13 protein-coding genes are annotated in these 13,440 nt (G+C 75.9%); 11 read left to right on the forward strand and 2 right to left on the reverse strand.

Features of this window, described 5'->3' with window-relative positions; genetic code table 11:
- Positions 1 to 10 precede the first annotated feature (10 nt).
- Complete coding sequence (gene rplQ / locus ACN9MS_RS05655) at positions 11 to 574, forward strand: 50S ribosomal protein L17 (RefSeq protein ID WP_047233822.1); 564 nt, start codon at positions 11 to 13, stop codon at positions 572 to 574.
- Between the two features lie 224 nt (positions 575 to 798).
- The gene (locus tag ACN9MS_RS05660; RefSeq protein WP_426311072.1) at positions 799 to 1,614 is read left to right on the forward strand and encodes an alpha/beta fold hydrolase; all 816 of its coding nucleotides are present in this window, start codon (positions 799 to 801) and stop codon (positions 1,612 to 1,614) included.
- A 5-nt stretch (positions 1,615 to 1,619) separates the two neighbouring features.
- On the opposite strand, the gene ACN9MS_RS05665 is transcribed toward ACN9MS_RS05660, so the two are convergent.
- On the reverse strand, positions 1,620 to 2,390 hold the full coding sequence (locus ACN9MS_RS05665; protein ID WP_426311073.1) for an ROK family protein: 771 nt from the start codon (positions 2,388 to 2,390) through the stop codon (positions 1,620 to 1,622).
- Positions 2,391 to 2,572: 182 nt separating this feature from the next.
- Here ACN9MS_RS05665 and truA point away from each other — a divergent pair, with 182 nt between their 5' ends.
- Positions 2,573 to 3,451: a tRNA pseudouridine(38-40) synthase TruA gene (gene truA / locus ACN9MS_RS05670; protein WP_426311836.1), complete on the forward strand. Its 879-nt coding sequence runs from the start codon at positions 2,573 to 2,575 to the stop codon at positions 3,449 to 3,451.
- Between the two features lie 19 nt (positions 3,452 to 3,470).
- On the opposite strand, the gene ACN9MS_RS05675 is transcribed toward truA, so the two are convergent.
- Positions 3,471 to 3,872: a DUF5709 domain-containing protein gene (locus ACN9MS_RS05675; RefSeq protein WP_237841961.1), complete on the reverse strand. Its 402-nt coding sequence runs from the start codon at positions 3,870 to 3,872 to the stop codon at positions 3,471 to 3,473.
- A gap of 138 nt (positions 3,873 to 4,010) precedes the next feature.
- Between ACN9MS_RS05675 and ACN9MS_RS05680 the strand changes: the two genes are divergently transcribed.
- The 8 genes from ACN9MS_RS05680 to hrpB all read left to right on the forward strand — a co-directional run bounded on the left by ACN9MS_RS05680 (position 4,011) and on the right by hrpB (position 13,246).
- Positions 4,011 to 4,571, forward strand: coding sequence for a DUF937 domain-containing protein (locus ACN9MS_RS05680; RefSeq protein WP_378234815.1), 561 nt, complete (start codon positions 4,011 to 4,013; stop codon positions 4,569 to 4,571).
- A 109-nt stretch (positions 4,572 to 4,680) separates the two neighbouring features.
- Positions 4,681 to 6,375: an ABC-F family ATP-binding cassette domain-containing protein gene (locus ACN9MS_RS05685; protein ID WP_426311074.1), complete on the forward strand. Its 1,695-nt coding sequence runs from the start codon at positions 4,681 to 4,683 to the stop codon at positions 6,373 to 6,375.
- Between the two features lie 42 nt (positions 6,376 to 6,417).
- On the forward strand, positions 6,418 to 7,362 hold the full coding sequence (locus tag ACN9MS_RS05690) for a rhodanese-related sulfurtransferase (protein ID WP_426311075.1): 945 nt from the start codon (positions 6,418 to 6,420) through the stop codon (positions 7,360 to 7,362).
- 170 nt (positions 7,363 to 7,532) lie between these two features.
- On the forward strand, positions 7,533 to 7,976 hold the full coding sequence (rplM, locus tag ACN9MS_RS05695; RefSeq protein ID WP_047234564.1) for a 50S ribosomal protein L13: 444 nt from the start codon (positions 7,533 to 7,535) through the stop codon (positions 7,974 to 7,976).
- Positions 7,977 to 8,021: 45 nt separating this feature from the next.
- Positions 8,022 to 8,510 carry a 30S ribosomal protein S9 gene (gene rpsI, locus ACN9MS_RS05700; RefSeq protein WP_047234563.1) on the forward strand — a complete coding sequence of 163 codons (489 nt, stop codon included), beginning with the start codon at positions 8,022 to 8,024 and terminating at the stop codon, positions 8,508 to 8,510.
- Between the two features lie 145 nt (positions 8,511 to 8,655).
- A complete protein-coding gene (gene glmM, locus ACN9MS_RS05705) occupies positions 8,656 to 10,017 on the forward strand; it encodes a phosphoglucosamine mutase (protein WP_053369630.1) in 1,362 nt (453 codons plus the stop codon).
- The gene (locus tag ACN9MS_RS05710) at positions 10,014 to 10,649 is read left to right on the forward strand and encodes a peptide deformylase (RefSeq protein ID WP_426311076.1); all 636 of its coding nucleotides are present in this window, start codon (positions 10,014 to 10,016) and stop codon (positions 10,647 to 10,649) included. Before glmM ends, ACN9MS_RS05710 begins: the two co-directional genes overlap by 4 nt.
- Positions 10,650 to 10,708: 59 nt before the next feature.
- Positions 10,709 to 13,246, forward strand: coding sequence for an ATP-dependent helicase HrpB (gene hrpB, locus ACN9MS_RS05715; RefSeq protein ID WP_426311077.1), 2,538 nt, complete (start codon positions 10,709 to 10,711; stop codon positions 13,244 to 13,246).
- The last annotated feature ends 194 nt before the right edge of the window (positions 13,247 to 13,440 follow it).

Consider the following 13,440-nt stretch of genomic DNA (forward strand, 5'->3'; position numbering starts at 1 on the left):
AGCACATCCCATGCCTACCCCCGCCAAGGGCCCCCGGCTCGGCAGCGGACCGGCTCACGAGCGTCTGATGCTCGCGAACCTGTCCACCCAGCTCTTCGAGCACGGCCGCATCACGACCACCGAGACCAAGGCGAAGCGCCTGCGTCCGGTGGCCGAGCGCCTCATCACGTTCGCGAAGCGTGGCGACCTGCACGCGCGTCGTCGCGTCCTGCGCGTCGTGCGCGACAAGTCCGTCGTGCACACGCTGTTCACCGAGATCGCCCCGCAGATGGCGGAGCGTGAGGGCGGCTACACCCGCATCACGAAGGTCGGCACGCGCAAGGGCGACAACGCGCCCCTCGCCGTGATCGAGCTCGTGACCGAGCCCGTCAGCCCCAAGCAGGCCGTCGTCCGCGAGGCGGAGAAGGCCGCGGAGAAGGCGAGCAAGAAGAAGGCTGACAAGCCGGCCAAGAAGGCCGACGCGGTCGAGGACGCGCCCGTCGAGGACGCTCCCGCCGCCGTCGAGGACGCTCCCGCCGAGGACGTCCAGGACGCGCCCGTCGAGGACGCGGCCGAGGAGAAGAAGGAGGCCTGAGCCTCCTCGATCGACTCTCGGGGTCCTCCGCGACCCCACGCCGCAGGGCCCGGGACCGTATGGTCCCGGGCCCTGCGGCTTTCTGCGTCCCGACGGGGTGGGCTTGCGTCGGGCCGCGAGGGTGGCCGCGCGAGATCGACCCGTACGGCCGAGATCGACCCTCAGAGGGCCGATCCCGCGACCTACGGGTCGATCTCGCGTCGGGGAGGGCCTACCGTCGAGACGTGACGGGTGTCGACTCCTCCCAGGTGGCGTGGCCGCCTGTCGTCCTCGTGCACGGCTCGCGCACGTCTCGGTCGATGTGGCGCGACCAGCTCGCGGCCCTGGGCCGTGCGGGCGTCGACGCGCTCGCCGTGGACCTGCCGGGGCACGGCACGCGGCGCGGCGAGGCGTTCACCCTGGACGGTGCCGTGGAGGCCGTCGCGGCCGGGATCGACGACGTGGGCGGCCGCGCGCTCGTCGTCGGCCTGTCGCTGGGCGGCTACGTCGCGATCGAGACGCGGGCGCGGCACCCCGAGCGCGTCGTCGGCCTCGTGGCCGCCGCCTGCTCGACCCCGCCCGCCACGCGGCTGCGCGGGGGCTGGCTCCTCGTCGCGCGCGGCATCGAGCGGCTGCCCGACGGCGGAGCGGGGCTCAACCAGGCGCTCGTCGACCGCGCGCTCACACCGCAGGGCGCGGCCGACCTCGCGGCGGGCGGCTTCGCGCTCGACGTGATGAGCGCGATCCTGCGCGAGGTCGAGGCGGTCGACCCCGTGACCGCCCTCGCCGCCACGGACTCGCCCGTGTGGCTGGTCAACGGCCGGTGGGACCACTTCCGGTTCGGCGAGCGCGGCTTCGTGGAGGCGGCCCGGCGCGGGGGAGCGCCCGCGCGGCTCGTGGTCGTCCCGGGCGCCCGGCACCTCGTGAGCCTCGACGCGCCCGTCGCGTTCAACCGGGTCCTGCTCGACGCCCACCGCGCGCTCGTGACGGACGGACCGACGGCCGGGGAGGGCGGGGCGGCACGGCCGCGCGTCGGTCCGCGCCGCACGGTCGCGCGCTGAGGCGGTCAGGCGGGCGTCAGGTCCCAGGCGCGGGCCCCGCCGACGAGTGCCGCCGAGTTGGGCACGACGACGACGTCGTCGCCGAGCCGGTCGAGGACGCTCGGCGTGATCTGCCGGGAGTTCCCGCCCCCCAGGTACAGCCGGTCCCACCAGAAGACGGGCCGCAGGCCCTCGACGACCGCGAGCACGCGCCGCGACCACAGCCCGTTGCCGAGCCGGCGCCGCTCGGGCTCGCCGACGTACTCGTCGTAGGTGGTGCCGCGGCGCACCGGCGCGCGCGACCACTCGAGGTGCGGCGCGAGCCGCCCGCCGTGGAACAGCGCCGAGCCCAGTCCCGTCCCGAGCGTCAGCACGAGCTCCAGCCCGGACGCCGCGACGACGCCGGCGCCGTGCACCTCGGCGTCGTTGAGCACGAGGGCGGGCACGCCGAGCCGCGCGGCCACCGCGGCCTGGACGTCGAAGCTCGTCCAGGCATCGACGAGGGCCGGGTCGACCCGTGATCGCGGGCCGCTGCGCGTGACGTAGTGCGGGGTGTGCACGACGACGCCGCGCCGGATCATGCCGGGCATGCCGACGGTGACCCGGTCCGCGGAGGGCAGCGTGGCCGAGATCTCCGCGATCGTCTCGACGAGCAGCTCGGGCGGCAGCGGGTAGGGCGTCGGCACGCGGACGGCGGCGGCGTGCGCGGTGCCCGACGCGTCGAGCACGTTCGCCTTGATCCCTCCGCCGCCGCAGTCGACGGCGAGGGTGCGGACGTCTGCGCGGTCGCCGGTCATGGGCGGCAGCGTAGGCACGACGGCGCGCGCGCCGCACCACCGGGCGACTACGGTGAACTCCCGTGAGCGACGCCCCACCCCCCGACGCCCTGCCTGCCACCCCCACCCGAGCTCCGGGCACCTCGTCGGGCACCGCACCGGACGCCGCGGCGACGGACCGGCACGAGCCGCCCGCCGGCGTCGTGCGCGTCCGCCTCGACCTCGCCTACCAGGGGACGGAGTTCGCCGGATGGGCCCGCCAGCCGGAGCTGCGGACCGTGCAGGGCGCGATCGAGGACGGGCTGGCGACGCTCCTGCGCGGCCCGGCGCCGCGCCTGACCGTCGCGGGACGCACCGACGCGGGGGTGCACGCGCGCGGCCAGGTCGCGCACGTCGACCTCACGCGGGACCAGTGGGCGGCCCTGCCCGGGCGCTCCGACCGCACGCCGGGTGACGCGCTCGTGGCGCGGCTCGGTGGGGTGCTCCCGGGCGACGTCGTCGTGCACCGCGCTGCGCCCGCACCCGCGGGCTTCGACGCGCGGTTCTCCGCGCTGCACCGCGCGTACACGTACCGGGTGGCGGACGACCCGGTGCAGCGCGACCCGCTGCGGCGGGCGTGGGTCCTGTGGAACCGGCGGCCGCTCGACGTCGCGGCGATGGACGCCGCCGTGCGGCCGCTCCTCGGGGTGCGCGACTTCGCCGCGTTCTGCAAGCCCCGCCCCGGGGCGACGACGATCCGCGAGCTCCAGCACCTGTCGTGGTCGCGGCCGGTGGACGGGCCCGACGCGGGCCTCGTCGTGGCGCGCGTCCGCGCGGACGCGTTCTGCCACAACATGGTGCGCGCGCTCGTCGGCGCGTCGCTCGCCGTGGGGGAGGGCCGGCGCGGGGCCGACTGGCCCGCGCAGCTCCTCGCGAGCCGCCGGCGCGACGCGGGGGCCGGCGTCGTCCCCGCCCACGGGCTCGTGCTCGAGGAGGTCACGTACCCGCCCGACGACGAGCTGGCTGCCCGCGCCGACCGGATCCGCGCCGTCCGGAACGAGGAGGACGTCTGGGACGAGGGCGCGTCGCGCGAACCGGGCTGACCCCCGTGGGGCTACGCCGTCACGGCTCCTCGACGACGTGCACGGCGGCCTCCTCGGCGCCCGCGGCGCCCCCGGAGATGCCCTCGTCGTCCGCGTAGGTGTCGTTCTGGCGACCGTCCAGCGCGTCGGGGTCCGCCACGAGGCGGCCCGAGCGGGTCGCGTCCGGACGGTCGAGCGGGTCGCGGTCCCACTCCTCCGGCTCCTCCTCGGCGAGCCGCTGGTCGAGCGTCTCGCCGTGCACCTCCTCCCACGGCGTCTCGCCGTAGTGGTTCTTCCGCGGGCGGTCGGGCGGGGAGTAACCCTCGTCGAGGACGTCGTCGACGCCGCGGTCGAGCAGCGTGTCCTCGGCCTGGAGCTGGTCGTTGTCGCCCTCGGCGCCGGTCTCCGGGTCCGGGCTGGTGCCGGTGGTGTCTTCGCTCATGCGTCCACAGTGGCACCTCGGGCGGTCGGACGCAGCATCTGCGCCCCGACCTGCACCGACGTGCCGCCGGCGATACCGTGGGACGGGTCGCGTGCGCCGCGGCCGCCCCGTGAACGAGCCCGAGAACCGAGGACCACCATGGCCGGCATCGACGACATCCTGTCCACCATCCCGCTCGACCAGCTCGCCGGTCGGCTCGGCGTCGACGAGGCGACGGCGCAGCAGGCCGTGGGCGCGGCGCTCCCCGCGCTGCTCGGCGGGCTCCAGGCGAACGCGCAGGACCCGGCGGGCGCGGCCTCGCTCGGCAAGGCCCTCACGCAGCACGACCCGTCGCTCGTGGAGGGCGGGGTGAACCTCGACGACGTGGACACCGCCGACGGCGAGAAGATCGTCCGCCACGTGTTCGGGTCGAACGAGGAGGCCGTCGTCGCGCAGCTCGCGGACTCGACGGGCACGCAGCAGGGGCTGCTGTCGAAGGTCCTGCCCGCGCTCGCGCCGATCGCGCTGGCGTTCCTCGCGAAGCAGCTCGGGGGCAAGGACTCCGGCGCGGGGTCCTCCCCGGCCGCGCAGGAGAGCGCGGGCGGCGGCCTGGGCGACCTGCTCGGCGGTCTCCTGGGCGGCGGTTCCGGTGGCTCCGGCGGCGGCCTCGGGGACCTCCTGGGGGGCCTGGGCGGTCTCCTCGGGGGCGGCCGGCGCTGAGCCCGGGGCCGACGACGGCCGTCCCGCTCGGGGCGGGTCGACGCCGGAGCGGTCGGGGGTGCGCGGAATCCGCGTGACCTGGCGGGTCCGCCCGGGGGACGATGGCCTCGTGGGACACCTCGACCTCAGCGACGTCACGTATCACCTGCCCGACGGGCGCACGCTCCTCGACGGTGTGAGCCTGCGCGTCGCGGACGGCGCGCGGGTCGCTCTCGTCGGGCCGAACGGCGTCGGCAAGTCGACGTTGCTGCGCATCGTCACGGGCGACGTCGCGCCGCACGGGGGGGCGGTCGTGCGCAGCGGCGGCCTCGGCGTCATGCGGCAGGACGTGGGCCGCATCGACGACGACCGCTCGGTGAGGGACCTGCTCGTCGAGCTCGCGCCCCCGGCGGTGCGGGAGGCCGCGCTCGAGCTCGCCGCGGCGGAGCACGACATCATGACGATCGACGACGAGCCCGCCCAGCTCCGGTACGCCCAGGCGCTCGTCGACTGGGCCGACGTCGGGGGCTACGACGCCGAGGCGGCGTGGGACGAGGTGACCGACGAGGTCCTGTCCGTCCCGTTCGACAAGGCGCAGTGGCGCGACGTGCGCACGCTGTCCGGCGGCGAGCAGAAGCGCCTGGCGCTCACGGCGCTGCTCCGCGGGCCCGAGGAGGTCCTGCTGCTCGACGAGCCGGACAACCACCTCGACGTGCCGACCAAGCGCTGGCTCGAGGAGCGGCTGGTCGCGTCGCCCAAGACGGTCCTCTACGTCTCGCACGACCGCGAGCTGCTGTCCCGCACGGCGACGCAGGTCGCGACGCTCGAGCCGACGCCGGGCGGCGGGACGGTCTGGGTGCACGGCGGCGGCTTCGCGACCTACGCGCAGGCGCGCGCCGACCGGCGGGAGCGCCTGGCGGAGCTCGCGCGGCGGTGGGACGAGGAGCACGCCAAGCTGCGCGAGCTCGTGCAGACGCTCAAGACCAAGGCCGCCTACAACGACGGGCTCGCGAGCCGGTACCAGGCGGCGAAGACGCGCCTGCGCAAGTTCGAGGAGGCGGGCCCCCCGGAGGTGCTCGCGCGCGAGCAGCGCGTCACCGTGCGCCTCGCGGGAGGGCGCACGGCGAAGCGTGCCGTGACGTGCCAGTCGCTCGAGCTCACGGGTCTCATGCGGACGTTCGACCTCGAGGTCTTCTTCGGGGAGCGCGTCGCGGTGCTGGGCTCGAACGGGTCGGGCAAGTCGCACTTCCTGCGGCTCCTCGCCGCCGGCGGGAGCGACCCCGAGCCCGGGGTGGTGCCCGACCCCGCGACGTCCGACGCCGTCCAGCCGGACCCCGTGGCGCACACGGGTCGCGCGGTGCTCGGCTCGCGCGTGCGGCCGGGATGGTTCGCCCAGAACCACGACCACCCGGAGCTGCGCGGGAGGACGCTCCTGGAGATCCTGCACCGCGGCGACGGGCACCGGGCCGGGATGGGCCGCGAGGGCGCGAGCCGCGCGCTCGACCGCTACGAGCTGGTCGGCCAGGCGGAGCAGCGCTTCGAGACCCTCTCGGGCGGGCAGCAGGCGCGGTTCCAGATCCTCCTGCTCGAGCTCGACGGCGCGACCCTCCTGCTGCTCGACGAGCCGACGGACAACCTCGACCTCCACTCGGCCGAGGCCCTCGAGGCTGGCCTCGCGGCGTTCCAGGGCACGGTGCTCGCCGTGACGCACGACCGGTGGTTCGCGCGCGGGTTCGACCGCTACCTCGTGTTCCGGGGTGACGGGGAGGTCGTCGAGGCGCCGGAGCCGGTCTGGGACGTCGAGCGGGTGCAGCGGGCACGATAGCCGGGTGCGAGGGCGGGTGCCGCCGTCCCTATCCTGGTGGGCATGGCCGTCCACAAGATCGTGCTCTTCTACGCCTTCACGCCGTTGCCGGACCCCCGCGCGGTGCAGCTCTGGCAGCGGGCGCTGGGGGAGCGCTGGAACCTCACGGGACGTGTGATCGTCGCGGAGCACGGGATCAACGCGACGCTCGGCGGGACGGTCGAGGACCTCAAGCAGTACGTGAAGACGACCCGGCAGTACCCCGGGTTCGAGGGCATCGACGTCAAGTGGTCCGACGGCACGGGTCGGGACTTCCCGCGCCTGTCCGTGAAGGTGCGCCCCGAGCTGGTGGCGTTCGGCGTCCCCGACGAGGTCGTGGTCGCCGAGAGCGGTGTCGTGGGGGGCGGCACGCGGCTGAGCCCGCAGGCCCTGCACGACCTCGTCGCCGAGCGGGGCGACGACGTCGTGATGCTCGACGGCCGGAACGCGTTCGAGGCGGCGATCGGGCGGTTCCGCGGGGCCGTCGTGCCGGAAGTCGCCACGACGCGCGACTTCGTCGCCGAGATCGACTCGGGCCGCTACGACGACCTCAAGCAGCGGCCGGTCGTCACGTACTGCACCGGCGGCGTGCGGTGCGAGGTGCTGTCCGCGCTCCTGACCGCCCGCGGCTTCGAGGAGGTGTACCAGCTCGACGGCGGCGTCGTGCGGTACGGCGAGGCGTTCGGGTCGCAGGGGCTGTGGGAGGGCTCGCTCTACGTGTTCGACGAGCGCATGCACGTCGACCTCGGCCCGGGGTCGACCCCGCTCGGCGCGTGCACGGGGTGCGGCGCGGCGACGGCGAAGTACGAGAACTGCGCCGACCCGAGCTGCCGGACGCTGCGCCTGTACTGCCCCGACTGCGTGCACGTCGCACGCTCGACCCGCTGCGCGACGTGCGTGGGCGAGCGCCCGGCCGCCGGCCTGCCCACCAGCCCCGCCGCTTTGACCGGTGGCCTGCCCCGCGGGTAGTCTGGTGAGTCGTTGTGCTCATCTCACGACGCCCGTGTCGCTAGCGCGCCCACTCGCTGCCGGCCAAGGAGCGGGTGTCGACCGAGCCCGCCGCGCAACGACCTGCCCTCTCGGCCGCACGCTTCAGCGGCCGAAGAAGACATTCTGAGACAGAAACGAAGGCTACGACCGTGCGTACGTACACCCCGAAGCCCGGCGACGTCCAGCGCGACTGGTACGTCATCGACGCGACCGACGTCGTCCTGGGCCGCCTGGCCACCCACGTGGCCACCCTGCTGCGCGGCAAGCACAAGCCGACCTTCGCTCCGCACGTCGACGGCGGTGACTTCGTCATCGTCATCAACGCCGGCAAGGTCGCCCTGAGCGGCAACAAGCGCGAGCAGAAGATGGCCTACAACCACTCCGGGTACCCGGGTGGTCTGCGTGCCGTCGCCTATGGCGACCTGCTCGACAAGCACCCTGAGCGTGCTGTGGAGCGGGCCGTGCGCGGCATGCTCCCCAAGACCACCCTCGGTCGCGCCCAGTTCGGCAAGCTCAAGGTCTACGCGGGTGCCGAGCACCCGCACGCCGCGCAGCAGCCGAAGCCGTTCGAGATCACCCAGGTCGCGCAGTAATCGCCGCCCAGGCGTAGCGCACAGAGAGACGCGAGGACACCACCCGTGGCCGAGACCACCGTCGACACCGACACCCTGGGCGACGAGACGCCCAGCACCTACACCTCTGAGTCCGCCGCCCCCACGGGCCGCGGTCAGAGCATCACCGCCCCCGGCCAGGCCCTGGGCCGCCGCAAGGAGGCCGTGGCGCGCGTGCGCCTCGTCCCCGGGACCGGGCAGTGGAAGATCAACGGGCGCTCGCTCGAGGACTACTTCCCGAACAAGGTTCACCAGCAGCTCGTGAACTCCCCGCTGAAGCTGGTCGACGTCGAGGGTCGCTTCGACGTCGTCGCCCGCATCAGCGGCGGCGGCACCTCCGGCCAGGCCGGTGCGCTGCGCCTCGGCATCGCGCGTGCGCTCAACGCGATCGACGCCGAGCACAACCGCCCCGCGCTGAAGAAGGCCGGCTTCCTCACTCGCGACGCCCGCGTCGTCGAGCGCAAGAAGGCCGGTCTCAAGAAGGCCCGTAAGGCACCGCAGTACTCCAAGCGCTGATCCGCGCTGTGCGCTCGTCGGCCCCGGTGGACCTCGTCCACCGGGGCCGACGTCGTTTGTGAGGGACGGTGACCAAGCCCGTCGAGGGCGTGGCAGGGCAGGCGGTCGTACGGTCGACGTACGGCCGGTCGAGGAAGGACTTTCCATGGGACGGCTTTTCGGCACCGACGGGGTGCGCGGGCTGGCGAACGGCAACGTGACGGGCGAGCTCGCGCTCGACCTCGGCGTGGCGGCGGCTCGCGTGCTCGCGAGCGGGCAGGAGGAGGGGCACCGTCCGCGCGCGGTGGTGGGGCGTGACACGCGGGTCTCGGGCGAGTTCCTGGGCGCGGCGCTCATCGCCGGGCTCGCGAGCGCGGGCGTCGACGTGAAGGACGTGGGCGTGCTGCCGACCCCCGCCGTCGCGTACCTGACGAGCACCATGGACGTCGACTTCGGTGTCGTGATCTCGGCCTCGCACAACCCGATGCAGGACAACGGGATCAAGTTCCTCGCACGCGGCGGCGTCAAGCTCGACGACGCGGTCGAGGACCGGATCGAGAGCCTGCTCGGGCAGGAGTGGCAGCGTCCGACGCACGGCACGGTCGGCCGCATCTCGCCCGACCGCGGCCGCGCGGGCGGCGCGTACGTCGAGCACCTCATGGCGAGCATCGGCGCCGACGAGGACCACAAGCCGCTCGCCGGCCTGCGCATCGCGGTCGACTGCGCGAACGGCGCGGCGAGCGACGTCGGCCCCGCGGCGCTGCGTGCGGCCGGCGCGGACGTCGTCGTCATCAACGCGAGCCCTGACGGCCGCAACATCAACGCCGCGTGCGGCTCGAACCACCCGGAGCAGCTCCAGGCCGTCGTCGTGGCGTCCGAGGCGGACTTCGGCGTCGCGTTCGACGGCGACGCCGACCGCTGCATCGCGGTCGACCACGGCGGCACCGTCGTCGACGGCGACCAGATCATGGGCGTCCTCGCGCTCGCGCTCAAGGACGAGGGCGAGCTCCCGCACGACACGCTCGTCGTGACGGTGATGAGCAACCTGGGCCTCCTGCTCGCGATGCGCGACGCGGGGATCACCACCGTCCAGACGGCGGTCGGCGACCGGTACGTGCTCGAGGAGATGCGGGCCCACGGGTACGGGCTCGGGGGCGAGCAGTCGGGGCACATCGTGCTGTCGCGCTACGCGACCACGGGGGACGGCGTGCTCACGGCCCTCCAGCTCGCGGCACGCGTCCGGGCGACCGGCCAGAAGCTTGCCGACCTGGCGAGCGTCGTCCAGCGCCTCCCGCAGACGCTCCTCAACGTCTCCGGCGTGGACAAGGCGCGCGCGTCGAGCGACGAGGCGCTGCTCGCCGCCGTGGCGGACGCGGAGCGGACGCTCGGCGAGACGGGTCGCGTGCTGCTCCGGCCGTCGGGCACCGAGCCGCTCGTGCGCGTCATGGTCGAGGCCGCGACGCAGCAGCAGGCCGACGCCGTCGCCGCCCGGCTCGCGGGCGTCGTGCGGGACCGGCTCGCGCTGTGAGCGCGACGGGGCGGACGGCGGGCGTGCGGCAGGGGGTCGACGAGGCGCTGCGCGAGCACGTGGTCGCGCTCCTCGACGCGTTCGACGACGGCGTCCTGCCGATCGTGCAGGCGGGTCAGCCCGTGCTGCGCACGCCGGCGGTGCCGTACGCCGGGCAGCTCGGCGACGTGCTGCCGCGGTTCCTCGACGCGATGCGCGCGACGATGCACGCGGCGCCCGGGGTGGGCCTCGCGGCGCCGCAGGTCGGGATCGGCCTCGCGGTCGCCGTCGTGGAGGACCCGGGCACCCCCGACGCGGACGACGAGCGCGAGCGCCCGCCGCTCGCGTTCCGGGTGCTCGTCAACCCGCGGTACGAGGCCGTCGGCGACGAGACCAGGACCTTCTTCGAGGGCTGCCTCTCCGTGCACGGCTGGCAGGCGGAGCGGACGCGCGCCCGCTCGGTGCGCCTCACCGGGCAGGACGAGAAGGGCGAGCCGTTCGACGACGTGCTGACGGGATGGGCGGCGCGGATCGTCCAGCACGAGACCGACCACCTGCGCGGCGAGCTGTACGTCGACGGGGCCGACCTGCGCACCCTCTCGTCCACGCTCGGGGTCGCGCGGCTCCCGGGCGCCTCGCGCGAGGCGGGCTGACCGGACCACGCGGTCCTGAGCGGCGGGGCAGGGGAGCGTCGGCGCGGGAGACTACGGGGGTGGACCCGCTGACCCGACTCCTCGCCGCGCCGCCCGACCTGCCGGTGGGGCACCACCTCCCCGAGGTGGTCGCCGCGGTGCGGGCGGTGGGGGCCGTCGTCGTGCAGGCACCGCCCGGCACGGGCAAGACGACGCTCGTGCCACCGGCCCTCGCCGACGCCCTGGGAGACGCCCCGGACCGGCGCGTCGTCGTGACGCAGCCCCGGCGGCTCGCGGCCCGGGCGGCGGCCCGGCGGCTCGCGACGCTGCTCGGCGAGGACCTCGGCGGCACCGTCGGCTACACCGTGCGGGGCGAGTCGCGGACGTCGCGACGCACCCGGGTCGAGGTCGTCACGACGGGCACGCTCGTCCGCCGGCTCCAGCGCGACCCCGAGCTGCCGGGCGTGGCGGGCGTCGTGCTCGACGAGGTGCACGAGCGCCACCTCGAGGACGACCTCGCGCTCGCGCTCCTGGCGGACGTGCGCGAGAACCTGCGCGACGACCTCGCGCTCGTCGCGATGTCCGCGACGGTCGAGGCCGGGCGGACCGCCCGGGCGCTCGGCACGGGCACGCGGGCGGTGCCGGTCGTCGAGGTCGAGGGCGGGCTCCACCCGGTCGACGTCGTCTGGTGCCCGGGGCGCGGTCCGCGCACCGACGCGCGGGGCACCGCGCCCGCGCTGCTCGACCACGTCGTCGCGACCACGCACCGCGCGCTGCGCGAGCGGACGGGCGACGTCCTCGTGTTCGTCCCCGGCGCGCGCGAGGTGGACACCGTGGCGGGCCTGCTGGCACGAGGGCTGTCGGACGTGGACGTGCGCCCGCTGCACGGCCGCCTGCCCCCGCGCGAGCAGGACCGGGCGCTCGAGCCCGGGCCACGGCGCCGGGTCGTGGTCTCGACGGCGGTCGCGGAGTCGTCCCTCACCGTGCCGGGCGTGCGGGTGGTCGTGGACGCCGGGCTCGCGCGCGAGCCGCGCACGGACGTGCGGCGAGGACTGCCCGGCCTCGTGACGGTGGCGGTGAGCCGGGCGGGCGCCGAGCAGCGCGCAGGGCGTGCCGGTCGCGAAGGACCGGGTGCGGTGTACCGGTGCTGGTCGGAGGGTGACCACGCGCGCCTCGCGCGCCACCCGGAGCCCGAGATCCGCACGGCCGACCTCACCGGGTTCGCGCTCGAGCTCGCGTGCTGGGGCAGCCCCGACGGCGCGGGGCTCGCGCTGCTGGACCCGCCGCCCGCGGCCGCCTGGGCCGCCGCGCGCGACGTGCTGCACGGGCTGGGGGCCGTGGGGCCGGACGGGGTGACGCCGCTCGGGCGCCGCATCGCCGCCGTCCCCGCCGACCCGCGGCGCGCGCGGGCGCTGCTCGACGCCGTCCCCGAGGTGGGGGCGGGGCTCGCCGCGGAGGTCGTGGCGCTGCTCTCGGAGGACGTGCGCGTGCCCGGGGCCGACCTGCCGGCCGCGCTGCGCGCGCTGCGCCGCGGCGGCCCGGGCTCCGGCGCGTGGGCGGCGCAGCGGGACCGGCTCGAGCGGGTGGCGCGCGCCGCGGACACGACCGCCGGGGGATCGCACCCGGCCGCACCGCGCAGGCAGGCCGACGACGCCGCCGTCGGGCACGTCGTCGCGCTCGCGCACCCCGACCGGTTGGCCCGCCTGCGGCCGGGCGGTGAGACGTACCTCCTGGTCTCGGGCGCCGGCGCACGGCTGCCCGCAGGCTCTCCCTTGCAGGGCGCGCCGTGGCTCGCGGTGGCGGACGTGGACCGCGCCGCGGGCCGGGCGGACGCCGTCGTGCGGTCCGCCGCGCCGGTCGACGAGGCGACGGCGCGGTCCGCCGCCGCGCCCGAGCTGCGGTCGACCGGCGTCGCGGAGTGGTCGGGCGGGCGCGTGCGCGCCACCCGGGCCACCTCGCTCGGCGCGATCGAGCTCGCGCGCGAGCCGTGGCGGGACCCGCCCACGGACCTCCTCGTGGCGACCGTGCGCGACGGGCTGCGTCGGGACGGTCTGTCGAGCCTCCCGTGGACCGACGGCGCGCGCCGGCTGCGCGACCGCCTGCGGTTCCTGCACCGCGTCCTGGGAGACCCCTGGCCCGACGTCGGCGACGAGGCGCTCCTGGAGGGCCTGGACGACTGGCTCGGGCCCGACCTCCCCGCCGTCGCCCGGGGGAAGCGCCCGGATCTCGCGGGCGCGCTGCGCCGCCTGCTGCCGTGGCCGCAGGCAGCGCGCCTCGACGCGCTCGCGCCCGAGCGGCTCGAGGTCCCGAGCGGCTCGCGCGTCGCCGTGGCCTACGACCAGGACCAGCCGGTGCTCGCGGTCCGGCTCCAGGAGACGTTCGGCTGGGCGAGCACGCCGCGCGTCGCGGACGGGCGCGTGCCCGTGCTGCTGCACCTGCTCTCCCCGGCGGGTCGCCCGGCCGCGGTCACGGCGGACCTGGCCTCGTTCTGGGTGCAGGGCTATCCCCAGGTGCGCGCCGAGCTGCGCGGCCGCTACCCCAAGCACGCGTGGCCGCAGGACCCGGGCACCGCCCAGCCGCTGCGGGGGACGCCACGCCCGCGCCGGCGCGACGCCTGAGCAGGGCCCTGGTCCTCACGACGTACGGGCTCGTCGCGAGAAGTCGTTCGTCGGGATGACGCGTCGGCGGCCGCGGCACGGAAGACTCGTCACCGGGCGCGGCGCTGCCGGGCGGGAATCCTCAGGGGCCAACCGGGGGTTTCCCTGATGGTCGACGTCGTCGCGCTCCGTAGGCTTGTCGTGGCGCAGGACGC

Source organism: Cellulosimicrobium sp. E-16, from assembly GCF_049913115.1.
GTDB lineage: Bacteria > Actinomycetota > Actinomycetes > Actinomycetales > Cellulomonadaceae > Cellulosimicrobium.